The sequence below is a fragment of the uncultured Abiotrophia sp. genome (assembly GCF_963520105.1).
GTDB lineage: Bacteria > Bacillota > Bacilli > Lactobacillales > Aerococcaceae > Abiotrophia.
This window is the reverse complement of the sequence record NZ_CAUQPN010000007.1, coordinates 87,717-112,485: the sequence shown is the minus strand read 5'-3', so window position 1 is coordinate 112,485 and position 24,769 is coordinate 87,717. Positions and strand designations below refer to the sequence as shown.

Annotated in this window: 25 protein-coding genes; 7 read left to right on the top strand and 18 right to left on the bottom strand. The window is 48.5% G+C overall.

All coding sequences use genetic code 11. The features are described from left to right. On the bottom strand, positions 1-628 hold a 628-nt coding region (locus RWO08_RS07735), incomplete at its 3' end, for a copper ion binding protein (protein WP_314211697.1). Positions 629-821: 193 nt separating this feature from the next. On the opposite strand from RWO08_RS07735, the gene RWO08_RS07730 reads away from it, so the two are divergent. The 3 genes from RWO08_RS07730 to RWO08_RS07720 are packed head-to-tail and all read left to right on the top strand — an operon-like array spanning position 822 to position 2,595. Continuing rightward, positions 822-1,139 carry a PadR family transcriptional regulator gene (locus RWO08_RS07730; protein ID WP_303887146.1) on the top strand — a complete coding sequence of 106 codons (318 nt, stop codon included), beginning with the start codon at positions 822-824 and terminating at the stop codon, positions 1,137-1,139. After that, complete coding sequence (locus RWO08_RS07725) at positions 1,132-1,701, top strand: HAAS signaling domain-containing protein (RefSeq protein ID WP_314211696.1); 570 nt, start codon at positions 1,132-1,134, stop codon at positions 1,699-1,701. Before RWO08_RS07730 ends, RWO08_RS07725 begins: the two co-directional genes overlap by 8 nt. A gap of 24 nt (positions 1,702-1,725) precedes the next feature. Then, on the top strand, positions 1,726-2,595 hold the full coding sequence (locus RWO08_RS07720; protein ID WP_314211695.1) for a DUF4097 family beta strand repeat-containing protein: 870 nt from the start codon (positions 1,726-1,728) through the stop codon (positions 2,593-2,595). A 374-nt stretch (positions 2,596-2,969) separates the two neighbouring features. On the opposite strand, the gene RWO08_RS07715 is transcribed toward RWO08_RS07720, so the two are convergent. The 4 genes from RWO08_RS07715 to RWO08_RS07700 form a co-directional block, all read right to left on the bottom strand. Beyond that, the gene (locus RWO08_RS07715; RefSeq protein WP_314211694.1) at positions 2,970-4,196 is read right to left on the bottom strand and encodes an FRG domain-containing protein; all 1,227 of its coding nucleotides are present in this window, start codon (positions 4,194-4,196) and stop codon (positions 2,970-2,972) included. 706 nt (positions 4,197-4,902) lie between these two features. Then, the gene (locus tag RWO08_RS07710) at positions 4,903-6,156 is read right to left on the bottom strand and encodes a DUF4767 domain-containing protein (RefSeq protein ID WP_314211693.1); all 1,254 of its coding nucleotides are present in this window, start codon (positions 6,154-6,156) and stop codon (positions 4,903-4,905) included. A gap of 456 nt (positions 6,157-6,612) precedes the next feature. Then, positions 6,613-7,215 (bottom strand): nitroreductase family protein, encoded by a 603-nt coding sequence (locus RWO08_RS07705; protein ID WP_314211692.1) that lies wholly within the window; start codon positions 7,213-7,215, stop codon positions 6,613-6,615. A gap of 66 nt (positions 7,216-7,281) precedes the next feature. Next, a complete protein-coding gene (locus tag RWO08_RS07700) occupies positions 7,282-7,725 on the bottom strand; it encodes an Rrf2 family transcriptional regulator (protein ID WP_298077076.1) in 444 nt (147 codons plus the stop codon). A 476-nt stretch (positions 7,726-8,201) separates the two neighbouring features. Between RWO08_RS07700 and RWO08_RS07695 the strand changes: the two genes are divergently transcribed. Then, positions 8,202-9,875, top strand: a complete 1,674-nt coding sequence (locus RWO08_RS07695; protein WP_314211691.1) for a formate--tetrahydrofolate ligase — start codon at positions 8,202-8,204, stop codon at positions 9,873-9,875. 49 nt (positions 9,876-9,924) lie between these two features. On the opposite strand, the gene RWO08_RS07690 is transcribed toward RWO08_RS07695, so the two are convergent. The 7 genes from RWO08_RS07690 to RWO08_RS07660 all read right to left on the bottom strand — a co-directional run bounded on the left by RWO08_RS07690 (position 9,925) and on the right by RWO08_RS07660 (position 14,962). Continuing rightward, positions 9,925-10,746, bottom strand: coding sequence for an HAD family hydrolase (locus RWO08_RS07690; protein ID WP_314211690.1), 822 nt, complete (start codon positions 10,744-10,746; stop codon positions 9,925-9,927). Between the two features lie 46 nt (positions 10,747-10,792). Beyond that, complete coding sequence (locus RWO08_RS07685; protein WP_314211689.1) at positions 10,793-11,602, bottom strand: ABC transporter permease subunit; 810 nt, start codon at positions 11,600-11,602, stop codon at positions 10,793-10,795. Further along, positions 11,595-12,506 carry an ABC transporter ATP-binding protein gene (locus tag RWO08_RS07680; protein WP_314211688.1) on the bottom strand — a complete coding sequence of 304 codons (912 nt, stop codon included), beginning with the start codon at positions 12,504-12,506 and terminating at the stop codon, positions 11,595-11,597. Before RWO08_RS07680 ends, RWO08_RS07685 begins: the two co-directional genes overlap by 8 nt. Positions 12,507-12,638: 132 nt before the next feature. Then, positions 12,639-13,253 (bottom strand): hypothetical protein, encoded by a 615-nt coding sequence (locus RWO08_RS07675; RefSeq protein ID WP_314211687.1) that lies wholly within the window; start codon positions 13,251-13,253, stop codon positions 12,639-12,641. A gap of 3 nt (positions 13,254-13,256) precedes the next feature. Then, positions 13,257-13,775, bottom strand: coding sequence for a phosphoribosylanthranilate isomerase (locus RWO08_RS07670; RefSeq protein ID WP_291454603.1), 519 nt, complete (start codon positions 13,773-13,775; stop codon positions 13,257-13,259). A gap of 20 nt (positions 13,776-13,795) precedes the next feature. Further along, positions 13,796-14,380 carry an NAD(P)H-dependent oxidoreductase gene (locus RWO08_RS07665; protein ID WP_314211686.1) on the bottom strand — a complete coding sequence of 195 codons (585 nt, stop codon included), beginning with the start codon at positions 14,378-14,380 and terminating at the stop codon, positions 13,796-13,798. 30 nt (positions 14,381-14,410) lie between these two features. Next, positions 14,411-14,962: a hypothetical protein gene (locus RWO08_RS07660; RefSeq protein ID WP_314211685.1), complete on the bottom strand. Its 552-nt coding sequence runs from the start codon at positions 14,960-14,962 to the stop codon at positions 14,411-14,413. A gap of 137 nt (positions 14,963-15,099) precedes the next feature. Between RWO08_RS07660 and RWO08_RS07655 the strand changes: the two genes are divergently transcribed. Further along, a complete protein-coding gene (locus RWO08_RS07655) occupies positions 15,100-15,978 on the top strand; it encodes a YitT family protein (RefSeq protein ID WP_291427422.1) in 879 nt (292 codons plus the stop codon). Positions 15,979-16,122: 144 nt separating this feature from the next. Here the strand turns inward: RWO08_RS07655 and rhaD are convergent, their stop codons facing one another. From rhaD to RWO08_RS07625, 6 genes are all read right to left on the bottom strand, one after another. Beyond that, on the bottom strand, positions 16,123-16,935 hold the full coding sequence (rhaD, locus tag RWO08_RS07650; protein ID WP_314211684.1) for a rhamnulose-1-phosphate aldolase: 813 nt from the start codon (positions 16,933-16,935) through the stop codon (positions 16,123-16,125). Positions 16,936-16,948: 13 nt separating this feature from the next. After that, positions 16,949-18,211: an L-rhamnose isomerase gene (gene rhaA, locus RWO08_RS07645; protein WP_070755894.1), complete on the bottom strand. Its 1,263-nt coding sequence runs from the start codon at positions 18,209-18,211 to the stop codon at positions 16,949-16,951. 10 nt (positions 18,212-18,221) lie between these two features. Further along, on the bottom strand, positions 18,222-18,674 hold the full coding sequence (locus tag RWO08_RS07640; protein WP_314211683.1) for an FGGY-family carbohydrate kinase: 453 nt from the start codon (positions 18,672-18,674) through the stop codon (positions 18,222-18,224). A gap of 266 nt (positions 18,675-18,940) precedes the next feature. Continuing rightward, positions 18,941-20,734, bottom strand: a complete 1,794-nt coding sequence (locus tag RWO08_RS07635; RefSeq protein ID WP_314211682.1) for an ABC transporter ATP-binding protein — start codon at positions 20,732-20,734, stop codon at positions 18,941-18,943. Continuing rightward, positions 20,724-22,493, bottom strand: a complete 1,770-nt coding sequence (locus tag RWO08_RS07630) for an ABC transporter ATP-binding protein (protein WP_314211681.1) — start codon at positions 22,491-22,493, stop codon at positions 20,724-20,726. Before RWO08_RS07630 ends, RWO08_RS07635 begins: the two co-directional genes overlap by 11 nt. Continuing rightward, the gene (locus RWO08_RS07625; RefSeq protein ID WP_314211680.1) at positions 22,486-22,968 is read right to left on the bottom strand and encodes a MarR family transcriptional regulator; all 483 of its coding nucleotides are present in this window, start codon (positions 22,966-22,968) and stop codon (positions 22,486-22,488) included. Before RWO08_RS07625 ends, RWO08_RS07630 begins: the two co-directional genes overlap by 8 nt. Before the next feature lie 162 nt (positions 22,969-23,130). On the opposite strand from RWO08_RS07625, the gene RWO08_RS07620 reads away from it, so the two are divergent. Together RWO08_RS07620 and RWO08_RS07615 are read left to right on the top strand one after the other, a co-directional pair. Further along, positions 23,131-24,069 carry an ATP-binding cassette domain-containing protein gene (locus RWO08_RS07620; protein WP_314211679.1) on the top strand — a complete coding sequence of 313 codons (939 nt, stop codon included), beginning with the start codon at positions 23,131-23,133 and terminating at the stop codon, positions 24,067-24,069. Beyond that, positions 24,053-24,733, top strand: a complete 681-nt coding sequence (locus RWO08_RS07615; protein WP_314211678.1) for a hypothetical protein — start codon at positions 24,053-24,055, stop codon at positions 24,731-24,733. Before RWO08_RS07620 ends, RWO08_RS07615 begins: the two co-directional genes overlap by 17 nt. The last annotated feature ends 36 nt before the right edge of the window (positions 24,734-24,769 follow it).

Below are 24,769 nucleotides of genomic sequence, written 5' to 3'. Positions count from 1 at the left end.
GACTAACAAAGAGCTGGCCACCCCCGCGATGGCTAAGCCAAGTTGGTAGGGTCAGTCCCACCATTTCGGCCATGGCTAGACAGAGCAAGGGCAGAGCGAAAATAGCCGACTGCCAGAAACGACGCCAGAGGGCTGCTTGGTGGCTGGCCTTGGCTTGGGCCGCTTGATCCGCCTCTTGCTGGATTTGCGCCTGGCTAGCTCCAGCTTGATCTGCTAGGACCTGGGCTTGATAGCCGGCCTCTGCCACGGTTTGGCAAATTATTTCTTCATTAATAGCGCCTGGCTGGTAGGTCACCGACAGGACTTCAGTGGCCAGATTGACGCTAGCCGCGCTGACTTCTGGCAGGCTGCCGACTGCAGACTCAATATTGGCCGCGCAAGAGGCACAGGACATGCCTGTCAGGGCGAAGTTTTGCGTAACTTGGGGCAGGACCAAATCATAACCGGCCGCCTGGACCGCTGCCTGCAAGTCTAGGGGGCTGACACTCCCTTCTGTCTCCAGGCTGACTTTTTCAGTTGCTAAATTCACTTGTGCTGACTTGACGCCCGTTACGGCCTGCAGGGCCACTTCCACTGCATGGGCACAAGAAGCGCAAGACAAGCCTTGAACCGCATATTCTTGTGACATGGTCATCACCTTCCTTAATCTCATTTTTAAGATTACAAGTGTAATCCACATTTCTAGTATAACACTTTAGATTACATTTGTAAACCCCTCTTTTTTCTCAGACTTAAGACCGATTTTACTCTTTATGACAGAATATCCCTTGACGCATTATACTATGCGTTGTATAGTATAGGTGTAGAAAGGAAGAACGCCTATGGAAGCTCAACTCAAGCGTGGCCTTTTGGAAGTCTGTGTATTGGCCGCCCTGCGCCAAGAAGACTCCTACGGCTACAAAATTGTCAAAGATGTTTCGGATTACATTCCTATCTCCGAATCCACCCTCTACCCCATCCTCAAGCGACTGGAAGCCAACCAGGCGGTGGCTGCCTACTCGATTGAGCATAAGGGACGCCTACGCAAGTACTACCGCCTGACCCATGTCGGCCACAGTCAAATCCAGAACTTTCTTCAGGACTGGGACGCCGTCATGAAAGCCTACCACTTTATCCTAGGAGATGATCGACATGAATAGATACGACTTCAAACACCAACTAGCCCGACGCTTGTCCGGCCTACCCGAGGAAGAACTGGCCACCACCCTGTCCTTCTTCGACGAAATGATTGATGACCGCCTAGACGAAGGCATGACCGAGGACCAAGCCGTAGCGGACTTGGGTGACTTAGATGAAATTGCCAACCGGATTCTAGCGGAAATGTCACCCTTTGAGCGGGTCAAGCAAAAACTCAAACCCAAACGCCCTATTTCGGGTGGCCAATGGGTCTTGATTGCCCTGACCTTCCCTATCTGGTTGCCACTTATTATAACGGTCGGCGCTATAGGCTTTGCCTTGGTATTGGTGATGGCATCCCTACTTTTCGCCTTCTATGTCACGGTCTTTGCCCTTATTTTCGGCGGTGCATTCATAGCGGTGACCAGCCCCTTCACCTCCGGTTTCAACCTGGTGAATGCCCTCTTCAACTTCGGGGCAGGTCTTTCCCTAGTCGGTCTAGGTCTCCTATTCTTGCCATGGGCCCAACGCGGCTTCCGCAATCTCAACCATCGACTGCGCTGGATTCACTCTCGTCGCGACTAGACTCACCTAGAAAGGAGCTTATTTATGAAAAACCTGACCAAAATCGCCATTTTACTCATTATCATTGGTCTCTTGTCCATTGGGACGGCCTTCGCCCTATCGGGTGGCGACCTGACCCGCTTCAGTATGGCCGGAACGCCAGAGAACAAGCAATACCAAGCCTCAGCTAGCGATGTGACCGAGTTGGTTGTCAATGCTTCGATTGCTGATGTGACCGTCACAGGCGCTGACCAATCCGACATCAAGATTGACTATACCGAAGATCGTAGCATCAACTATAACATCAAGCAAGAAGGCTCCCGCCTGATTATGCAATCCAAGGGTCAGTTCTTCTTCTTCAATTTCTGGGTCTTCAACCCCTTCGGCATTTTCAACTCCCACAAGATTAACATTACGGTGCCTAAGGAGTTGGCCGCCAAAGTGGACGTCAAATCTTCAACTGGGTCCATCACCGTCCGCGACCTTAACCTCAAGGACAACCTCAAACTCGACGACTCGACTGGCGACATCCAGCTAGAAAAGGTTAAGGTTAGCAAGGATATTAACGTCTCTGCCTCGACGGGTAAGATTAGCCTTGACCAGGTTTCCGGCCAAAACTTTGACCTATCTGCTTCAACGGGTGATATCCGCACCAAGCAAACCCAGGCTAGTGGTACGACCTTCAAGGCCAATAGTTCAACTGGGGAAGTGGACATTCAGGACTTGAATGACGTGTCAGACATTGATCTCTCCTCCTCAACGGGTGATATCAAGGCCAAGATTCAAGGCAAACGCAAGGACTATCAAATCGACACCAAGACCATGGGCAACAAAACCCAAGAGAACGAAGGCGCCAGCAAGAAATTCAAGGCCCATTCGTCAACTGGTAATGTTAACGTCCAATTCTCGGAATAATAGAAATCAAAAAAGAGGCCCTAGGGCCTCTTTTTTTGTCTGCCTGCTTCTGGCTTGTTCTGGCTTGGCCACGGCGACCGCTCTAGGCAAAGTTAGGCCCTTGTGGCGGACCGGCTTCAGCCAGCCTACGGCTGTCTTCCGCCTTGGCGGTCTATGGTGGCCTAAGTCGCTTTGCTCCAAGGCCACTCATACGCCCGCCATCCTAATGCCACAAGGGCTACTTTACCCCGCAGCCTCCGCGGCCAAGCCTATTAATTATTGTATCCAACCTCACCACTTATTTCTAAAAAAATGTTTAAACGATAAATGAACTACTTCTTTATACTGTTTCTGTAGTATAGCAATAAGTATTTAAAAGATAGGAAAATCTTACACTAACTATATCTCTCTGACACTGTTTTCGCGATATGTGCAATCTCTGGATATATGAATCCTTCATCTATTCCAATATATTTCAGCTGCTTAAGGATCTCCTCTTTTTTTTCCGAAGGAATTTCAATTTCACAAAGGTTGGTGACAGAGGACTTGATTGAATCGTCTACTTTTTTTTGTATTTCTTCTAGGGCCTTTCCACTAACTGTGATATAGCTAGGAACAATAAATGCCCCTCTTTGATTTTTGATTCTTTCATTAATTTTGGATGACTTAACTACATAACTCTTTAGTATGTCTTCATAAATTGCGTATGGAAAATTCAAGGGTTCGGTAACACCTGAGTATAATCTTAATTTATCAAGGAAATCGACTATAATATCTAGTATGAATCGTAACATAATTTTTTGATATCCAGATAAATTTAGTTCATTCTTGCCTTGGTTCCTTAGATAGTTAATAAATTTGTAAGAGCTATCTACCTTTTCTATATAATCTACTATATTATCCTTAACTTCCTCTATCTCCCCACCCTCTTCGATATTATCTTCTTTCTCAGTGTCTTGCTGAACAACAAAAGGTATATCAGGTTCTTCTAATCCAAGAATTCTTTTATTCATTTGAGACCTGTTATTTTTGAATTCATCATCGAATATATCCTTAATGCCATCAACGGTAATTTCTCTACTACATACCCTTTTATATAAAGTTGATTCATTTGGAACCTCTTTTCTAAAAACAGAAAAGAGTCTAATAAAACGGTCAATATCTACCTTATCTATAAAACTTAAGGCTGTTTGCAAAGCAATTTCTTTCTCAAAATAGTGTTTCTCCCTTGATATATCTGACCCATAAATATATACCATTCCATTTTCTTGACTGTCACCGTAACACGCAAAAAATAATCCCACTAAAGGATTCGAACTAAGATCTAAGATATTCGTCACCGCTCCATAATGCTGAACTTCAACAATTTGTTCAAACACTTTACTACCGAATGTTTGAATGGGCCACCCTAATTCTTCAAATAACTCAAGATAATAGTTTTTTGATCCAACTTCTAGCATTTTTTTATGTTGACCTCGATAAATACCTGGGACTCTATTGTCAAATTTTCCATTTTCACCTCTATAGTATATATTGTAATCACTCCCTTTTTCGTCCCTTTCCCTCATTAGTTTTTCTATTTTCTCCATATATTGAACAAGCGATTTAATTTTGCATACCATTATAATTCTTATCCCCCTAAAAATAGAATGCTATTCACGATATAGATACACGTTATCATATAATCTAGGTCAAATCAGAAATATAAGTAAGGTGCTCCAATAATAAGATTCCATTCATTTTGAATTTTTTGCATATGTATTCTGAATTATAGATTCCCAAACTTATGTTAGTTTTCCAACTCATTGTAGGTCCAGTTAACGACCTTATGTACTCTCAAAAAAATTGCAGGATATGATAATTATCAACAACTCATACGGCTTCACCCTTGGACTTATGACTTTTACTTACAGTCTTATTATAGTCCTCACAAAGAAAAAAACAAGGGCTTACATGGCTTAAATATAGACGATTTGTGTCTCATTCTAGACTAATTCCCCCTAACTTTGCCACTACCTTAAGGAAATTGGGGCGGTCAAAGACTTGCGCCAGGGGCTCAATTTTTAACGCTAGTCCCCAGCCTTGACCTGGTCGGGTGCGGGCAAAGTGGCCCTTGTGGCCTGAAGGATGACGGGCGTATGAGTGGCCTTGGAGCGCAGCGACTTAGGCCACCATAGCCCACCAAGGCGGAAGACTCGCCCGGCGAGGCTGGAGCCGGTCCCGCCACAAGGGCTCCACTTTGCCCTAAGCACCCGACCAGGCCAAGGCAGTTCAAGCCACACAAAAAAGGACCCAGCCCCTAACAAAGAGGCTGGGTCCTTTTTAAAACTAATCAAATGCTGGCATTAACTCTGGGTTCTGAGTGGTTTGGAAGGAGACCTGACCCTCTTGGTCAGGTTGGGCTGTGGCTTCCAAAATATAGGCATGATTGTGCCGCTTAACGAAGGCAATCACCTGTTTGCCATCTAGGCGCACATAAATAGCCGTCACTTCATAGTTGAGGTCGCTCTTGCCTAGCTGCATGCCATAGAATTGGAAGCTTGCTGCTTGGCCGTCCACTTTGGCTTGGTTAAGGACTTGGTCGGGAACCGCCAAATCATAATATGACAAGGCTGTAGCTGGGGTTGCGGCCTGGTAAGTTTGGCCTTGGGCCTTACCGTAGGCTTCCATGACTTGGGCAATATGATCCTTTCTAATGTCACTTGGCCCCGCGATTGTGCCCTCATCACTCGTCTGGCCACTGTCCCGATTGTCAGGATTGAGATACTTAGCAAAGCCCTGACTCAATTCCTGATTCTCGGTCTCTTTGAAATCTAACTTATCGCTGTCAGACAAATGGGCCTGACTGTAGAGGACTTGGGGCTGGCCTTGATGGAGAGTGAAGAGGTAGAGATGACGCTGACTTGGGTCCGAATCGGTGGTCTCATAGCTATCCAAGACCAGGTAATCGTACCGAGCGTTTTTGACATTGCCCATGATATTCCAGGTCGCGGCTTGCCCATTAACAGTGGCGTTTTTGAGCCGATTACTGCTGTCGCCAATGCCGACAAAATCCTCCAAATGTAAAGGACGATAGTCTTGCTTCATACCTTGGGCCCACTTGAAGAAGAAGGAAGCAAAGGATTGCTTATCCCAATTGAGATAGTGTTGAAAATCTGCTGATTCCTGCTCAATGCGTTGACTATCTTGGGGGTGGAGACCCTTAAGCCGCTCCCCTTCCTGATAGGCCGCAGTAAAAGGCGCTTGGACTGAAGACCGCGCATCTTCACTCAGCGAATCGCGGTAGTCCAGCTGTTTTTGATAGGCAGCTTGCATCTGCTTGAAATAAGAGGGCTGAGCCTGACTGCTAGCCGGCTCCTGGCTGGCTTGCGAGGCTCCTTGAGATTTGGCCTCACTTGCTGACTGACTACTTGACTGGCTGCGACTGGATTGACTAGTAGACACACTGCTGACGGATTCACTGGTCACAGAATTCGCGACCTGCGTGCTAGTAGCTCCCTGATTGCCTTGACCATGCCCACACCCACTTAGGGCTAGGGCACCAATAACCGTACCGACGAGTAATGCATATCGCTTACTCATGGTGACGCGCCTCCTTTTTGGTTGTGACTTTTACTTACAGCCTTATTATAGTCCTCACAAAGAAAAAAACAAGGGCTTACATGGTTTAAATATAGACTATTTTATGTCTTATTCTAGACTAATTTGTCACCCTAACTTAGGCACCAACTTAAGGAAATTGGGGGCGGCCAAAGACTTGCGCCAGGGGCTCTGTTTTCAACTTGCTCCCCAGCCTTGACCTGGTCGGGTGCGGACAAAGTGGCCATTGTGGCCTGAAGGATGGCGGGCGTATGAGTGGCCTTGGAGCGCTAGCGACTTAGGCCACCATAGACCGGCAAGGCGGAAGACAGCCTTAGGATGGCTGGAGCCGGTCCCACCACAAGGGCCCACTTTGCCCTAAGCACCCGACCAGACCGAGGCAGACACAAAAAGACAGAGGTCCTTCAGACCTCTGTCCTCCACAAGCTATAGCTTGTCTTATTTACCGAATGACTTAACGCGATCTTGGTCAGCCATGTATTCTTTGTCGCCAGCTGGCGCTACCACGCTACCGAATGGTGCTTGAGCACGTAATTTCCAAGTAGATGGGATATTGTATTTAGCGGCTACTTTCTCGTCAACTAATGGGTTGTAGTGTTGCACGTTCATGCCGATGTTTTGTTCAGCCAATGCCAACCATACTGCGTATAAGTTGATCCCGTGGGCTTGTTCTGACCAGATTGGGAAGTTGTCAGCGTAGAGTGGGAAGTTAGCTTGTAAGCCTTCTACGACTTCTTGGTCTTCGAAGAAGAGGATGGTCCCAGCCCCTGCTGCGAAACCTGCTAAACGACCTTTAGTCCCTTCAAAAGCTTCCGCTGGCGTTACCTTTTCAAGTTCGCTATAAGCAATCTCGTTCCAGAAGTCTTCAGACTCTTTGCCGAATAAGATGACGGCACGGCTAGATTGAGAGTTGAAGGCAGATGGTGCTTCCTTCATGGCTTTTTCTACGATTTCAACAAGGGCATCCTTAGAAACTGACAGTTCCTTACCGAGTGCATAAATTGAACGACGTTTTGCTTGTAATTGGTTAAAGTTTGACATATTAATTACCTCTATTCTTTCTATTTTATATATTCTAATCCCCAAGGGATATTTAATTTACTTATATTATTGAGCGCTTTGCGCAATGGCCTTTTCTAAATCATCCACCACATCTTGCATGGTGATGCGCTTGAGTTCATTTTCCATGGCCGCTTGGATCTGTATCAATTTGCCATCCACCGCTTGGTGAATATTGCGGCCTACCGGACAGTCCTGATGTGGGTTAGGATGGAAATTAAAGAGCCCATCCTTGTCAACACTGTCTACCGTGACATAGATATCATAAAAAGTGATGGCATCCAGGGGCTTGGCCAAGCGTGACCCCCCACTGCCTTGACGCGACTCGATAATGCCCGCCGCCTTCAAGCCGGATAGGACCGACCGCACGACCACGGGGTTGACCTGAATACTCTCCGCTAGGAAGTTGCTGGTCACGCGCTGCTGGTCTTGTCTCAAATAGATGACGGCCAATGAATGGATTGCAATGGTAAAGCGACTTGATATTTGCATAGACTCACATCCTATTTCTTACTTTCTTACCATGGTTGTGACGACTTAAGGCTGCTTAAGCAACCGTCTGCCTGGTTTACCATTGGCTACTGGGACAACTCCTTAGTCTACCCTCCTTTATTGTCAAATGCCAACTTGTAACTTTAATCGTTACAAGTTCATGCTTAAATCTTATCACCCACTCTTTTATTTGTCAACCCCATTGACTTATAATTTTTAGAGGTCCATTTTTCCTTGATATAGAGCCATTCTTAGCTAATCAAACTAGGTTAGATCGAGTGCAAGGACAAATTTCTTTGAGTCCTGCAGGTTAGCCCCCTCCCATTTGCCCTAAGCATAAACACGAACGAGGCCATTTTTCTTGGCCCCGGCCATTCGTTTTTTAGCCACAAGGCCTGACATTTCTGTTATAATCATAGCAGAAGCCCCTTGCAAGGGCTGGCCATTACCAAGCATTCTAGGAGGACCGCTAATCCATGACCCATCTATCTGATATTGAAATTGCCAACTCTGTTACCCCTCGTCTCATCGAAGACATCGCTGCTTCAGTGGGCTTAAAACCCCAAAACCTCTTCCGCTACGGCCATCACATCGCCAAAGTGGACCTGGCTTCCCTGCCCAAAGAAGCAAGCAAGCCAGGCAAACTAGTCCTAGTGACTGCTATCACCCCTACGCCTGCCGGCGAAGGTAAGACTACGACTTCAGTAGGTCTGGCTGATGCCCTGAGCCTGATTGGCAAGAAGGCCGCCATCGCCCTGCGCGAACCCTCCCTTGGCCCAGTCTTTGGGGTCAAAGGTGGCGCTGCTGGGGGCGGCTATGCCCAAGTCATTCCTATGGAAGATATCAACCTGCACTTTACCGGAGACTTCCATGCCATCGGCGCGGCCAACAACCTGCTGGCAGCCATGCTGGACAACCACATCCACCACGGCAATGCCCTAGGCATCGACAGCCGTCGCATTACCTGGAAACGGGTGGTCGACATGAACGACCGCCAGTTACGTCATATCGTCAACGGCCTTCAAGGCAAGATTAACGGCGTGCCGCGCGAAGACGGCTACGACATCACCGTGGCTTCCGAAATCATGGCGGTCCTCTGCTTGGCGACTAGCCTGTCCGACCTCAAGGAGCGCCTGGCCCGCATCATCGTGGCCTATACCTTCGACGGTCGTCCCGTGACGGCCGCTGACCTCAAGGCTGAGGGCGCTATGGCCACCCTGCTCAAGAATGCCATCAACCCTAACCTGGTTCAAACCCTGGAAGGCACTCCTGCCTTTGTCCACGGCGGACCATTCGCTAACATCGCCCACGGCTGTAACTCGGTCCTAGCTACCAAGCTAGCCCTGCGCCAAGCCGATTATGTGGTCACCGAAGCTGGCTTCGGCGCTGACCTAGGGGCAGAGAAATTCCTAGACATCAAGTGCCGTCTGGCTGACTTAGAGCCTGACGCAGTAGTGCTAGTTGCTACCATCCGGGCCCTCAAGATGCACGGTGGCGTGCCTAAGACCGACTTAGGTCCTGAAAATGTGGAAGCTGTCAAGGCTGGCTTGCCTAACTTGGACAAGCACTTGGCTACCATCCAAGAATCCTTTGGCCTGCCAGTGGTAGTGGCCATCAACAAGTTCCCAACCGACACTGAAGCTGAACTGGAGGCCGTCTACCAAGCCTGCCAAGCCCGTGGCGTCGACGTGTCCATTTCTGATGTTTGGGGCCAAGGCGGGGCCGGCGGCCGCGATTTGGCTGAGAAAGTAGTGACTCTGACGGAGGCTCCTAAGGACTTCCGCTACATCTACGACCTGGAAGATTCCATTCAAGACAAGATCACCAAAATCGTCCAAAAGGTCTACGGTGGTGCAGGCATCAGCCTGACCCCAGCGGCCAAGCGTGAGCTCAAGGAGCTGGAAGACCTGGGATTCGGCCAGTTGCCAATCTGTATGGCCAAGACCCAGTACTCCTTCTCCGACAATGCTAGCCTGATTGGGGCACCTAAGGACTTCACTGTCACCATTAAGAAACTCAAGGTCTCAGCTGGCGCCGGCTTCATCGTGGCCTTGACCGGTGACATCATGACCATGCCAGGCCTGCCTAAATCCCCTGCCGCTGAACGTATCGACATCGATGCCAACGGCAAGGTGACCGGCCTCTTCTAATCTAATCCGAAACAAGCAAAGAGCCCCTGCCAGATGGCAGGGGCTCTCTTTATTTATCTTGTAAACTTGGTAAGTAATGCAGCAAGGCGTGGGCCACGCCGTCTTCTTGATTGGACAGGGTCACATAGTCGGCCTGGGCCTTAATGGCCTCACTGGCATTGGCCATGACCACCGCCTGACCTACCACCTGGAACATGGCCAGGTCATTGGTCCCATCGCCAAAGGCCATGAGTTCCTGGCGGGTCAGCCCTTCTCGCTCCTGAATATACTGGATACCCAGGGATTTCTGAGCCAGACGCGGCGTCACTTCCAGATAAGGAATGCTGGTCTGGTAGAGCCCGATTTCGGCTTCTGGATAGGCTGCCGGCAAATAGGCTTTGACTTCTTCCATGAGCTCATGGTCGAAGGTTACCAGCATGAGCTTGAAGACCTTGCGCCAAGGGGCCTGGAAGAAGTCCTCATAGTCCACTAGGACATAGTCTAGACCAGTCAAGTTCTGCTCGTAGGCCACACAGTCATCGTAGCGGTCCACAAACCAGGTCTGGTCGTCGAAGACACTAATGCTGAGGTCGGGATAGCGCCCTCTTAAATCCAGGACTAGGGTCTTGGCTAATTCATAGTCCATCCGGACCTCATGAATGACCTGGTAGCCCTCAGGGCTAGCCTGGAAGATATAGCCCCCATTGAAGCCCACATGGACATCATGCAGCCCCAGCTGGTCGATAGCTTCCCGCATTTCCATAGGCGAGCGGGCCGAAACCAGGGTCAGGGGCAGGCCCACTTGGCGAATGACCTGGGCCGTCTCCGGGCTAATGCGGCCGTCCTCCCGCAGAATGGTTCCGTCCATATCGGAAAAAAGATGTCTAATCATGGCTGCCTCCTTGCGAGCTTGTGCTTACTAATCGTTGACAGACGCCTCAATTATTGAGAATAAATTTCTCAAAATTGAATATTTTCATAAGAAGCAAGAAGGTTACAATCACGAGTACTACTAAAACCGTGATGAAGACCACTGTTTCAAAGACACCTAGAATTAAGACCCCTGTGGATTGAGAAAGCAAGATACCGATGATTGGCATTACGATGATCATGGATACCCCTTGGGCTGACTTACTGTTCTTCAAATATTGTGAGCTGCCAATAATCAGCAAGATTGATAAAAAGACCAGCAGAGGCGAAATCACTAGGATTACTAATATCCAGGTCAGATTAGGCAAGATCAGATGCCCAAAATAGCCCCAGCCTAGTGTATTCACCACTAAGGTATAAGCCAGAGAGGAAAGCGTGGACAGGGCCAAGGACGGCAAGGCACAACCTAAGGCTTTTCCTAGAATCAGGACTTTTGGCGATAGGGGCGTGTATAAGAGGCCCTCCAAAGTCTTGTGCTCCTTCTCCCCAATAAAGCTGTTGCTGGCTAATAGCGTCGCAAACATAATAGGCTGCAACATAAATAGCGGTAAGAAGAAGTAGGTCAGGACAGCGTAGAGGGGTATGGTTTCCTTGGTCAGATAAGCTGGATAATCGATCAGCTTAAATTGTTCAAGAAAAGTATTAAGACCCACGATGCTAGCCGACATTTCCTTACTCGTGCCCACTAGTAATATGAGTGTTGGAAGGACAATGCTAAAGATAATGGCCATGGACAGTAAGGACAGCAGTAAGCCTTTCTCCTTGACTAATTCCTTGTATTCCTTTTTGATCATGACCTTTAATTGCTGTCTATTCATGGCTATCTACCCCAATAATTCTAAAGTATATTTCTTTGACGGTTTCCCTTACTTTATAGACATAATGAATGTCATTGCCTTTTTGAACTAAGCTTCTGACCAGGTCAGCTAGCTGATCCTCGTTCTCCACTGACATGGTAAATTCATCCTGCAGATTCCCGCTTACTTGACCATGGGCATCTAATTCTTTGATATGGTCGGGCATAAATTTACCCTTAAAATGAACTTGCTTATCTTGGCGGCGTAGCTTATCCACTGCATCGCTGATCAGTATCTTTCCTTCAGAAATAATGCCAATACTATCGACCACGCCATCCATCCCATATAGATAGTGGGTGGACATGATAATGGTCACGCCCTCTTGCTTGAGGGTCTTAATGAAGTCATAAAACTCATCAATGGCAGCTGGGTCTAGCCCCGTCGTCGGCTCATCCAAAATCAAGACCTCAGGATTATGAAACATGGCTCTAGCCAGCATGACTTTCTGCCGATTACCCTTACTGAGACTCCCTACTGGCATGTTAGAATAGGCTTCTAAATGAAACTTCTGCTTCAACTCATCTAGTCTTCTTTTGATAGTGGCTTGGTCCAAACCATAGATTTGACCCCATAAGGCCAGATTGTCTTCAAGCGTTAGATTTTCATAGAGATTGCCATCATTTTGAACCCCAATACGCAATAAGAGATCAGACCTGGATTGAGCGGTCAGCTCCTGGCCAAAGAGCCTAATGGTCCCCGTCTCGGCTTTCAACAAACCTAAAATGATACGAATCAGGGTAGTCTTCCCTGCCCCATTGGGTCCCAGCAAGGCGAAGACTTGACCTCTCCCAATGCTTAAAGAGACATCTTGAATAACCTGTTTTGATCCAATTTTCTTATTAACTCCATTAATCTCAATTACCATTAGCTTTTCGCGCTCCTCTTACGACATCTATCAAGCAAAGTATAATATATGACGGTGAACTCTGAATCTATTTGTATCTCTTTCTCATACCTTTGGACACTAATTTTGGCGCCTCCTTTGTAGCTAGCGTAACTAATACTCCGCCTTGGCAAAATACTCCTTGAGCTCGTCAATGGCGATTTCCAAGTCCACTTCTTCTACCTTCTTGGGCAGACGTAATTCTAGGACTTGCCAGTTAGCCAGGGACACAATCAGATAGCGAATTTTCTGCAGTCGGCCCCACCAGTTGCGTTGGTGGCGGCTAGGCTCAGCTGGCCGCATATTCTGGTCGGGCTCTTCCCAGTTAATATCGAAGTCCAGGGTCAGAATATCATTGAAATGCCAGACCTCTAGTCCATCGCCCCAAAAGATTAGGTGGTTCTGATAGACCATGCAGGTAATCTCCGGCCACTCCCGGTCGGGCTGGAAGTCATCGCTTTCCACTTGGGGATAGTTTTGGACTAGGTAGTGCCAACGCTCCTTATTGTGGCGGCGAATCAGCCAGCATTGGCGGATTAGCCAGAGCAAGCGAGCGATTAGAAGCGAACCAAAAATTAGAAGCGGGACGCCAACAAGATACATTAAGATTAGACTTACCAGGCAACGGGCAATGGCCCCATAACGAGAGCGAAGGCCAAGGCCATAGATGCGATGCCTCGGAAAATGACTATTAGGCAGAGGACCTGGTGGGGTAGCTTTTTGCGACATGGTTTACTCCTTGATTTGACAATCTAATGCTAAGCGCTCTTCTAAGTAGGCGATCTTAGCGAAGTCTTTATGATTATTTTGATCATTACGATAGGAATCCTGGGAGGAAGCCCGGTAAATGGCCAGATACTGGCTCATGGTAGGTAAATAGAAGCGGACCCCCTGACAGTCTTCCAAGGGCAGGTCCTCCAAGGGCACGCCGGCAAAGTCTGGCAAAGTATCCAGAGCGCCAAACTCTACTGAGCCGGCAGGCCCTTGGAATTCATGCTCGTGTCGGTCTACCAAGACATAGCCCAGATCCTCCATCAGGCCTTCAAGTAGCTCAAAGTCATAAATGCGTAAGTGGTCAGGCGCCTCCCACCCCCGCGGGTCACCCGGCACATGGATGTCCAGGTCGCGCGCCTGCCAGGATTGGCCCGTCCGGACCTCCAGACCGACCGATCCCATCAAGAGGGGCACAAGGCCCCGCTCATTAAGGGCTCTAGCAATGCTTAAAAAGGCTTCAAATAAGGGACTTGTCATCAACTAACTTAGCTCCCTTCTTAGAGGCTGGCCGCTTGGGCTTGAATTTTATCTAGGAAGGCCGCAATATTTTCTGGCTTGCTGCCTCGCACATAGGCTAATTGGCTTTGCTTGACTGGCTTAATGCCCACCATGCGCAGAATATGGCGAGCTAAAACGCGACCATAATCCTGCATGAAGAGGCGGGCGAAGAAGCCTACTGTATCGTGGGTGGTAATGACCCAACCCGTTCGACCCTTCAATAAGGCTTGAGGGATTGGATTATCACTATAATCGTAGGCAAAGCCCTTAACCAAGACGCGATCAACAAAGCCCTTGAGTATAGCAGGCATGCCACCCCACCAAATGGGATAGATGAAGATCAGATGGTCAGCCCAAGTCACCAAGTCGCGATAAGGGGCCATTTGCGGGTCCTTGTCTAAATCGCGACGTTTATGGTCTTGGTCGAAGACTAGGCAGGGATCAAAGCCCTTTTCCTTATGCTCCTGGTAGAGATCTAGGGTCTTGACCTCATGGCGGCCCTCCAGCCCAGCCTGCACTCGGGCTAGAATCTGAGCATTGAGACCTTGATGATTTGGGTAGGCATAAACAATTAAGACTTTCATAGTGATTACCTCCTTATAATCTATGACGTGTTACTCGACTTGCTCCTCCTCGGCTAAGAGACGTTGGAAGCCATACTCGTAGAGGTAGCTAGCCAGACGGGTCAGGACGACAGGACGCTGGGCAATTTCGGCCTGAACCCGGACCATAGCATCCACTGAAACCTGTAATCTCAACATGGCCTGGCGGTAGCGCCAGTGGTTGTAGACATTCATCGCGACTAGGAAGGCTAGGCATAGCGAGGTCAAGTTCCAGACAAACTGGTCCGGCCTTAAGGCCAAGAGCCCCGTCAGCATGGTCCTCAAGAAAGGCCAGGCCTGGTCCAAATGACCATTCAAGAATGTTACCACTAGGACCAAGAGCACGAAGCCCAAGACAAAGAGTAGACCATCTTGTAGGCTATCAAGCAGAGCCAGCAGGGACTGGATGATTTTCTTAGCGGTCAGACCACTCAGGTCCTGTTTAATCAGCTCCTGGTAGCGATCGTAGTCGCGCTCAGTCAGGTCAGCCTCTTCCCGCTCCAGCTGAAGGACCAGCTTGTCCCTGTCCTCTGGACTCAGTTTTCTGACATTGCTTGGCTCCATCTTAACACCTCCTTGATAGCTCTATTATAGCACAAAGGCAATTAGGCCCCAAGTCCTCCCCCTTATCCTTGATTTATGAGCCCAGAATTATTAAAATGATAGATGAATAGTATACTGTAAAGGATTTGACTGCGATTATGCAACTGCTTGAAGGCGTCTATGCCCCCCACCAACACAAACGACTCAAAGACATCCTCTTCCTAGTCATTGGCATCCTACTTTTTAGCGTCTATGCCGGCCTGCTAGTCCCTTATAACGGGATCGGGGCCAGTGGCACTATCGGGATTGGGCTTATTATGCAGAAGTATTTCGGCATTCCCATTGGGACCACCCAATTAGCCCTCAACGTCCCCCTCTTCTACATTGCCTACAAGTATATCGGCAAGCAATTTCTCCTACTAACCGGAGCTACGATCTTCGCCTCCTCCTTCCTCATTAACAACCTGCCCAATATGGTAGCCCCAGTTGAACTCAACGATTCCCTAGTGGCCGCCATCTTCTGTGGTATTATCTCGGGGATTGCAATGAGCTTTCTGCTGATTGCGGGGGCTTCAACAGGCGGGACCGACATTACCGGTAAATTCCTGGCCAAGCGCTTCAAATGGAGCATCCCGACGGTCTTCCTTATGCAGGACATCCTGGTCTACAGCTTGATCTGGCTGACCTTCGACATTCAACACGTCATGTATGCCCTGATTATGAGCTTCGTCCGTAACCAGACCATGAAGAACATCCAACGTTTCTTCTCGGCCTATATCCAATGTTCCATTATCTGTCTCAATCCGCAAGAAGTCGTGTCTGCCATCAACTCCCGTCTGGGCCGGGGCTCGACCATTATTGAAGTGGAAGGTGGCTATTCCCACCAGAAACAATACATGATCATCCTCATTATTCAGCAAAATGAGCTGCATACCCTCAAGAAGATTATCGCCCAAACCAGTCCCAAGTCCTTCATCACCATTACCAACATCAACAACATCTTGGGCAACTTCAAGGAACACTCCTACGAATTATAAGACAACAAAAAGGCCGGTACACACCCTATAAGTTGGATTATTTTATCCAATTTATGGGGTGTCTTTTAATGCAAATAAGCTATTCAGAACTAGTAAAGTATTATAAAAAAGGAGAGCCTAAGCTCTCCTTGTGATCACAACGTTTTATAGAAAGTCTTTTCTAGGGGTCACCTTAAAGCGTGCAGCCAATTCTCTAAGCTGATTATCGCTAATATCTTGTTTTATACGGCCCCCTTGAGCGCCAATTTGACTGTAAATCATTGCCGCTTTTTCAATCACCTCAATCAAGCCGTAGGTCTCATCGAGTGAGTTTCCAGAAGCAAAGAGCCCATGATGGGGCCAGACTACTACTGAAAAATCGCCCATTTTTCTTGCGGTTGCTTCCCCTATCTCTGTTGTGCCTGGTGTCATATAGGGAATGAGACCCACACCTTCTGGGAAAACCACTAAGGACTCGGCCTGCATTTTCCAAAGTAGTCGCGATAAGTGACGTTCATCCAAATCCTGAGTGAACGTTAGAGCAATTAAGTTAGTTGGATGACAATGGAAGATTACCCGATGGGCCGGATTAATCTTCAGACGCTCAATATGACTCATCAAATGGCTAGGAAATTCAGAAGTTGGTCGTCCGCCATCTTCAAAGCCCCAGACAACATCATAGCTTAAGCCATCATTTGAAATACGAACGAGCCCCAAGTCAAGCAAGGGTTGCTTAGTTACATTACGAAAATAGCGTCCCGTCCCCGTTACCAGATAGTATTGTCCAGCTAAATCGGATGCCTTAAAACCCAATTCATGACTTGACCTAACCTCAGAAATATCCTCGTAGCCCACAAGCTCTTCCGCGCTTAAGCGGCAGGAAACGTTGCCGCCGTTTCGCTCATCCCAATATCGTAGATAGGACTCATAGGTTACTTCACACATTTTTTTTACAAAGGAAGATTCTATAAATTTCATAGTTGCCTCTTTTCTAGTTTCGTTTACTTAATACTTCTTTTTCGTATTGACGGACATCGTCTAACCAATCCAGACCTACTGGGACCTTGTTTTGCAAGCAGAAATAATTCCAAACATCTGCATAAGGGAAGTCTTTCAGCTCCTCCGTGTAAGCCAAACGACCGGTAAAGTCAAAATGATTCTCCATAGCCTTCAAGTCAGCTGTTGGCTCAAGCAAGGCTTTTAAGAGAGCTTTTTGAGTATTACGGCTACCAATTACCCAGGCAGCAATCCGATTAATTGTAGCATCAAAGAAGTCTAAGCCAATTACTGTCTTATCCAACAAGTCATTACGTACTAGTTCTTTAGCAATATCTTGCAACTCGTCGTCCATAATCACCACGTGATCTGAATCCCAACGCACTGGACGAGATACATGTAGCATAAGACCTTTCCCAAACAAGGCAAGTGAAGATAATTTATTTGAGATTACTTCAGTTGGATGAAAATGTCCTGCGTCTAGAAGAATCATTTTGTCTCGCGTTAGGCCATAGCCCATATAGAATTCATGGGAGCCGACTGTATAAGCTTCCGCACCAATACCAAACAACTTACTTTCGACCGTATCTTGAGTACAAGCTTCATCCAGTTGTTCAGAGAAGATTTCGTCAAGAGACTCCATCAAGCGTTTACGAGGAGTTAGGCGATCAATCGGATTGTCCTTATATCCATCTGGCACCCAAAAATTGTTGTAACAGACTTGATTCAATTCTCTCCCCATGTATGCAGCAATCTTTCGACTTCGCTTCCCATGTTCAATCCAATAGTCACGCACTTCTTTGTCGGGGTGTGACAAAGTCAGCCCATCCTTCATCATAGGATGCGAGAAGAAGGTAGGATTAAAATCAAGCCCCACACCCTGCTCCTTAGCCCACGCTACCCATTTTTCAAAGTGCTTTGGTTCAATTTGATTCAAATCCACTTTCTCATCTGTATCCAGATAAATGGCATGCAGATTTAGCTTGTGTCGCCCAGGAATCAAGCTATAGGCCTTTTCCAAGTCTTGGCGAAGCTGATCTGGTGTTTTAGCAGCACCTGGGTAATTCCCCGTTGACATGATGCCCCCCGTCAGTTCACCATCCGGTGTAAGGAAGCCTCGTACGTCATCGCCTTGCCAACAGTGTACAGAAATCTTAATATTTTGAAGCCTTTCGAGGGCGTTATCGGTATTAATACCGATTGCTGCATAGCGTTCTTTAGCAACTTGATAGGCTTGTTTAATTTGTAATTCGTTCATGTTTTTCTCCTTAAATTTGCGGTCTGTAACATTCAAAACTACTAGATGACGCTAGCCAGTGACGAGCTTGCGAGAGATTCTCAAATTCTCCAACACTAATCATTTGTACCAGAATATTTCCAATCGCAGTAGCCTCTCCCGGCCCTGCAATGACTTCTTTCCCAATGAGATTGTCAGTTAACTGATTGAGCAAGCTCACGTTAGAACCTCCACCCACTACATGAAGGTAATCAATCGTCTTGCCACTTAAGTCTTCCAATTGCTTCAACTCCCTAGCATAAATACGCGATAGGTTAGAATAGACACACATGACTAATTCTCCCACAGTCTTCGGTATAGGCTGCCCACTTTCACGACAGGCGGCTTGAATCTCCTCAATCATGTTTTTAGGGTTGTTAAAACGATCATGGTTCAGGTCGATTTCTTGTAAAAAGGCATGTAGGCTTGCTGCTTGCTCTGCCATTTCCTGATAGGAAAATTGGTAATCTGTTAGACACGCAATCTCCTGCTAGCACCACATACCTGTGATATTTTTTAAAAGGCGGTAGGTATGATAAACACCCCACTCATTGGTGTAGTTTGCTTGATAGGTCTTAGCATTTACTAGGGGCAAGTCATTCTCTGACCAGGTCCCGCACAATAGAGAACCAAGTCCTTTACTTCAGCTATTTGCTTCTTAGCCTTTTTGGAAGAATCGAACAGAAGACCTGTAGCTATTTTTAGTGGCCTTTAAGCCAAGAGTTCTTCGAAGTCCATGCCACTAGAATTCTTATCGAACTGGCTGTTATAGAGGTCAGCATAGAAGCCGCCTTGAGCCATTAGCTCCTGGTGGTTGCCTTGTTCGATAATACGACCTTCCTGCATGACCAGGATATAGTCGGCATTTTTAATAGTCGACAGACGGTGGGCGATGACGAAGGAAGTCCGCCCCTCCATGAGGGTATCCATGGCCTGTTGAATCAGCTCTTCGGTCCGGGTATCCACCGAAGAAGTGGCCTCGTCCAAGATCAGCAGTGGTGCATCCTTAAGCAAGGCGCGGGCAATGGTCATGAGCTGCTTTTGCCCGACCGACAAGGTGACCGTGTCATCCAGGACCGTGTCGTAAGCCTTAGGCAGGGTCATAATATAGTGGTGGACGCCGGCCGCCTTGGCTGCCTCGACCACCTGGTCGTCACTAATGCCAGTCTGGTTGAAGATCAAGTTTTCCTTGATGGTCCCTTCAAAGAGCCAGGTGTCCTGTAGGACCATGGCGAAGGCATCGTGGACTTCTGACCGCTTCATTTGGGCCAGGTCTACGCCATCAATGGCGATGGTCCCCTGGTTGATTTCATAGAACTTCATAAGCAGGTTAACAATGGTGGTCTTACCTGCCCCAGTCGGCCCTACAATGGCAATCTTCTTACCAGGGCGGGCTTGGGCCGTAAAGTCATTAATGATGGTTTGATCAGGTGAATAACCGAAGGTGACTTGGTCGAAGGTGACCTGCCCCTTAATCTCGGTCAAAGCCTGTGGCAGTTGGTGGTCATCCGCCATTTCTTCTTCATTAAGGAATTCGGAGACCCGACTCATGGCCGCCCCCGCTTGTTGTAGGGAGGTCATGCCTTGGGCCAATTGGGAAATGGGTTGACCGAAGATCCGCACATAGACCATAAAGGCCACGATGGTCCCCATGGTCACGCCACTGCCCTCCTGCAGGGCCAAGATAGCCCCAACGATAATAACCAGGACGTAGGCGAAGTTCCCAATGAAAATCATAAGCGGCATCATAATGCCCGAGATAAATTGAGACTTCCAGATGCTGTCATGGAGTTGGTTATTAAGCTTGGCGAACTGTTCTAGAGACTCAGGCACGGCATTGTAGCTGGTGACCACATTGTGACCTGAATAAGTTTCCTCGACAAAGCCATTGACGGCCGCCAAGTTGACTTGTTGGGCCTTGAAGAAGGCTTGGGCCCGCATACCGATAAACATAATCAGGATAAAGCCCACGAAGACGGAAACCACCGTCACTAGCGATAGGATGGCATTGGCGGTGAACATCATAATCAGAACCGCGATAATCATGATGACCGAAGAAATCACATTGGCCAGACTCTGGTTAAGGGATTGACCGACGGTATCCACATCGTTGGTCACCCGTGACAGGGTATCCCCTTGGGAGTGACTATCGAAGTAGGACAAGGGTAGACGGTTAATCTTAGTGGCGATGGCCCGGCGCAGACGCTGGGACAGACGCTGAATCATGGTGGTGATAATGAAGCCTTGTAGGTAGTTAATTACTGCCCCAAAGGCGTAGAGCCCGGCTAGCAAGAAGCCCACAGCTGAGATGGCCTTGAGGTCCATCTTGCCTGACATGCCTTGGCCAATCAGGTTGGTCATTTCTTCCAACTTACGTGGCCCGTAGACCGTAATCATACTGAAAATGGTCGCCCCAATCAGAGCCAAGACCAAGGGCAGTTGAAAGCCTTGAATATAAGGTTTGATTCCCTTAAAGAGGGATGGTTTGGATGTCTTATTGGCCATCTTCTAATTCCTCCTTGGATAATTGAGAGTAAGCAATTTCGCGATAGACTGCATTGTCTTTGAGCAATTCCTTGTGGGTCCCCTGGCCGACCACTCGACCTTGGTCTAGGACCAGAATCAAGTCAGCCTCCATAATGGTGGAAATCCGTTGAGCCACAATCAACTTAGTCATGTGGGCCGTCTCCTTGGTCAAGGCCTCACGCAAGATACGGTCGGTCTTATAATCCAGGGCAGAGAAGGAATCGTCGAAGATCAGGATTTCTGGCTTACGTGCCAGAGCCCGGGCAATGGCCAGGCGTTGACGTTGACCACCCGAGAAGTTGGTCCCGCCCTGAGCCACATGCTCGGCTAGGCCGCCTTCCTTGGCCTCCACAAAGTCCTTAGCTTGGGCCAGTTCAAGGGCCTGCCACATCTTGGCTTCCGTCAGTGGGCTTTCTAAGCTATCCCCCATGTCCAGGTTGGACTGAATGTCGCCCGAGAAGAGGACGGCCTTTTGAGGAATATAACCTACCCGCTTGCGCAGTTCAGTCAAGTCGTAGTCGGCCACGTTGACGCCGTCGACCAAAATTTGGCCTTCTGACACATCGTAGAAGCGTGGAATCAAGTTAACCAGGGTGGATTTGCCTGAACCGGTTGAGCCGATAAATGCCACGGTTTGACCGGCTTGAGCCTGGAAGGACACGTCCTGGATGACCGGCTCGGCTTCTTGGGCATAGCGGAAGGTCACATTTTGGAAGGTGACTTGACCCTTAAGACTTGGGTCTGGAGACTGGCCTTGGGCTGATAAATGAATGCTTGGTTCTAGTTCTAAGACTTCATTGATCCGGCCCGCTGCCACCAAACTACGGGGTAGGATGAAGAAGATAATCCCCATCAAGAGGAAGCCGATGACAATCTGCATGGCATAGGACATGAAAACAATCATTTCGCTGAAGAGGCCAACTTTATCAAATAAGTTAGCGGAGGCAATGAGATAGGCCCCGATCCAATAGATGGCCAGAGTCAAACCTGAGGAAATCCCCGCCATAATAGGGTTGAAGATAGCCATGAGGTTGTTAACGAAGAGGTTGAGTCGGGTCACTTCATTGTTAGTGGCTTCGAACTTAGCATCTTGGTAGTCCTCAGCATTATAGGCCCGAATAACCCGAATCCCCATCAGACTCTCGCGGGTAACGGCATTGAGCTTATCGGTTAATTTCTGAATGACCGCTTGCTTAGGAAAGGCCAAGGTCATGAGGACTACAGTCATTAAAATGTTGATTAAGACCGCTACCCCCACTGCCCAAAGCCAAGCCTCGGACTTGCCCACAATCTTGGTCATTGCCCAAATAGCCATAATAGGACCGCGAACGATGACCTGGAGGCCCATGGTAATCAGCAGCTGAATCTGACTGATGTCATTGGTGGTCCGGGTCAAGAGAGAGGGAATACTGAAACGCTTGATTTCAGCATCTGAATAGCTGAGGACTTGGCTATAGATGTCCGACCGCAAACGGGTGGTATAGCTAGCGGCTAGACGGGCGGCTAGGAAGCCCACCATGACCAGGCTGGCGAAACTAGCTAGAGATAGGCCCAACATGAGGGCTCCTGGACCCATTAACTGATCTAGGCCCACGCCTGGCGTTTGTAAGAGTGTGGCTACTTCCTTCATATAACTTGGGACTTCTAAGTCCAAGTAGACGGCTAGGAAGATGAAGGCCACGGTAAGACCCACCATGCCCCATTCGCGGGCGCTGAGTCGCTTAATTAATTTAAACATGGTCTACTCCTTTATATTGAATATGTTCCAGATTTTGCGTCAAGTGGCGGATCACCCGATGGAAGACTTGCAAATCTTGCTCACTGAGTCCTTCCAGCAATTGGTCGTGGATGGTCTTTAAGAAATGACCGACCTGGGCTTGCTTGACTAGACCTTGCTCGGTCAGGGTCACATACTTGCGCCGCTTGTCGCGGGAATCCGGCTTAATGTCAATCAGCTGATTCTTCTCCATACGCTTGAAGAGCTGGCTAGCCACAGGCTTGGAGATTTTCATTTTCTCTGCGACTTCCATCATAGTAACCGGCCGTTCTTGGTGGTGGAAGAGATAGGTCACTACCCGTCCCTGGGGACCGGCTAACCAATCCATACCGGCTTCCTTGGCTAGGTTCTGGGCTTGATTTTTAAGACGATGGCTGAAGACCACCGTGTCATGGATACAACCTTCCATTGGCATCCCTCCGTCAATAGTTATCATGCTAACTATTCTAGCATAGGCCTGCCCCCATGGCAAGTTGTAGCCTCTCGACAAAACTTTAGAAATACTTTAGAATTGCTTGAGAGATATTTGATTTTTAGGTCCTATACTAAGAATTATCAAGGAGCCAAGCTCCACATTAGCAGAAAGGACGTGTTCAACATGACCCCCATCCTGACCACCCAGTCCCTAACTAAAAACTATGCCTCTGGCCCGGCCCTGACCCAGGTCAGCCTCAGCCTAGAAGAAGGCGACATCTACGGCTTAATCGGCCAAAATGGAGCCGGTAAAACTACCCTACTCAAGCTTATTACCAGACTCATTCACCCTAGCTCCGGTAGCGTCTCCCTCTTCGGCTCTAGCAGCGACCGGGAGTGGAGCCAGGCCCTGGCTAGAGTGGGTGCCGTCATCGAGTCGCCAGCCGCCTTCCCTAATCTGTCGGCCTACGAGAATCTGCGCTACCAAGCCACCCTCCTCTGCCTGCCCCAAGCCGAGCAAGTCATCCAGGAGACCCTAGAACTCATCGACTTGCAGAATGCTGGCCGCAAGCCCTTCAAGGACTTCTCTCTGGGCATGAAGCAACGCCTGGCCATCGGTCTGGCTATCTTGGCCAAGCCCGATCTGCTCATTTTGGATGAGCCGGTCAACGGCCTAGACCCCATCGGCATTAGCGACTTGCGCGCCCTCCTCCTCCGCCTCAACCGCGAGCTGGGCATGACTATGATGATTTCCAGCCACATCCTAAGCGAACTGCAACAAGTGGCCAACCGCTTTGGCTTTATCAAAGACGGACGGCTAATTAAGGAAATCTCCAAGGCCGAATTCGATAGCCTGTCCGAAGACTATATTGTCCTCAAGACCCATGCGGTGGAAGCTGCCAGCCGTCTGCTAGAAAGCCAGTTCAGCTATCCCTTCAAGGTGGTGGCCGAAACGGGTGAAATCCATGTCTTCGCGCCTGCCAACCAGTTGTCGGCTGTCAATACCGCTCTGGTTCAAGGCCAAGTGGCCCTGGATGAGATTTATTATGCTAAGCAGAACCTAGAAAACTACTTCACCCAATTGATTCACGAGGAGGATGCTCACCATGTTAGCCATTCTTAAAGCCGATTTCCGCCGCCTGATTCATTCAAAGGGTTTCTGGACCATGGAAATCCTGCTCCTGGCCTTCAACTTCCTCATTGTCCTCCTAGCTCATCCTACCGTCCTCAAGTTTATCTCGGGCCTCCAAGGAGTCAGCGGTGCCGAGGGCCTGGAGCAGCTGAGATTGGACGGCTTGACCGCCGTCAGCCAGGCCATTGAAAGCGGAGCTGGTATTCAGATCTTTATGCTCTTTTTGACCCTCTACTTGGTGGGGCCTGAACTCAACCACCAACTCTATAAAAATTCTCTATCCGCCGGCATCTCCCGCTTCAGCTACTACTTCAATAAATGGCTGATGATTTTCCTCTTAACCGGCTTCAACCTCTTCCTCTACACCAGCACCCGCTATCTATATGCCAGTCTCTTCCTGGATATGTTGGGTCTAAGTCCCGAGGTGCTTGGACAAGGAGTCCAAGTCCTCCTGCTCCAATGGCTCTTCATCCAATTCTGGGTGGCCGTCATCCTGACCCTCCTCCACTTGACCCACTCCATCCCCATCAGCCTGGTCTTTTTCTTCCTATTCGGACCTTCCGCCAATTATCTGGCCATGCTCTTGCCAAAAATCACCTGGCTGCGCTACGTCGATGTGCAAGCCAACTTCGCCCTCCATCAGACCCCAACCTAGCCCTGGCCGTGGGCCTGTCACTAATCCTAAGTACCA

Coding starts and splice junctions, on each gene's coding strand:
- RWO08_RS07730 (WP_303887146.1), top strand. CDS start 822: ATGGAAGCTCAACTCAAGCGTGGCCTTTTGGAAGTCTGTGTATTGGCC.
- RWO08_RS07725 (WP_314211696.1), top strand. CDS start 1,132: ATGAATAGATACGACTTCAAACACCAACTAGCCCGACGCTTGTCCGGC.
- RWO08_RS07720 (WP_314211695.1), top strand. CDS start 1,726: ATGAAAAACCTGACCAAAATCGCCATTTTACTCATTATCATTGGTCTC.
- RWO08_RS07715 (WP_314211694.1), bottom strand. CDS start 4,196: ATGGTATGCAAAATTAAATCGCTTGTTCAATATATGGAGAAAATAGAA.
- RWO08_RS07710 (WP_314211693.1), bottom strand. CDS start 6,156: ATGAGTAAGCGATATGCATTACTCGTCGGTACGGTTATTGGTGCCCTA.
- RWO08_RS07705 (WP_314211692.1), bottom strand. CDS start 7,215: ATGTCAAACTTTAACCAATTACAAGCAAAACGTCGTTCAATTTATGCA.
- RWO08_RS07700 (WP_298077076.1), bottom strand. CDS start 7,725: ATGCAAATATCAAGTCGCTTTACCATTGCAATCCATTCATTGGCCGTC.
- RWO08_RS07695 (WP_314211691.1), top strand. CDS start 8,202: ATGACCCATCTATCTGATATTGAAATTGCCAACTCTGTTACCCCTCGT.
- RWO08_RS07690 (WP_314211690.1), bottom strand. CDS start 10,746: ATGATTAGACATCTTTTTTCCGATATGGACGGAACCATTCTGCGGGAG.
- RWO08_RS07685 (WP_314211689.1), bottom strand. CDS start 11,602: ATGAATAGACAGCAATTAAAGGTCATGATCAAAAAGGAATACAAGGAA.
- RWO08_RS07680 (WP_314211688.1), bottom strand. CDS start 12,506: ATGGTAATTGAGATTAATGGAGTTAATAAGAAAATTGGATCAAAACAG.
- RWO08_RS07675 (WP_314211687.1), bottom strand. CDS start 13,253: ATGTCGCAAAAAGCTACCCCACCAGGTCCTCTGCCTAATAGTCATTTT.
- RWO08_RS07670 (WP_291454603.1), bottom strand. CDS start 13,775: ATGACAAGTCCCTTATTTGAAGCCTTTTTAAGCATTGCTAGAGCCCTT.
- RWO08_RS07665 (WP_314211686.1), bottom strand. CDS start 14,380: ATGAAAGTCTTAATTGTTTATGCCTACCCAAATCATCAAGGTCTCAAT.
- RWO08_RS07660 (WP_314211685.1), bottom strand. CDS start 14,962: ATGGAGCCAAGCAATGTCAGAAAACTGAGTCCAGAGGACAGGGACAAG.
- RWO08_RS07655 (WP_291427422.1), top strand. CDS start 15,100: ATGCAACTGCTTGAAGGCGTCTATGCCCCCCACCAACACAAACGACTC.
- rhaD (WP_314211684.1), bottom strand. CDS start 16,935: ATGAAATTTATAGAATCTTCCTTTGTAAAAAAAATGTGTGAAGTAACC.
- rhaA (WP_070755894.1), bottom strand. CDS start 18,211: ATGAACGAATTACAAATTAAACAAGCCTATCAAGTTGCTAAAGAACGC.
- RWO08_RS07640 (WP_314211683.1), bottom strand. CDS start 18,674: ATGGCAGAGCAAGCAGCAAGCCTACATGCCTTTTTACAAGAAATCGAC.
- RWO08_RS07635 (WP_314211682.1), bottom strand. CDS start 20,734: ATGGCCAATAAGACATCCAAACCATCCCTCTTTAAGGGAATCAAACCT.
- RWO08_RS07630 (WP_314211681.1), bottom strand. CDS start 22,493: ATGTTTAAATTAATTAAGCGACTCAGCGCCCGCGAATGGGGCATGGTG.
- RWO08_RS07625 (WP_314211680.1), bottom strand. CDS start 22,968: ATGATAACTATTGACGGAGGGATGCCAATGGAAGGTTGTATCCATGAC.
- RWO08_RS07620 (WP_314211679.1), top strand. CDS start 23,131: ATGACCCCCATCCTGACCACCCAGTCCCTAACTAAAAACTATGCCTCT.
- RWO08_RS07615 (WP_314211678.1), top strand. CDS start 24,053: ATGTTAGCCATTCTTAAAGCCGATTTCCGCCGCCTGATTCATTCAAAG.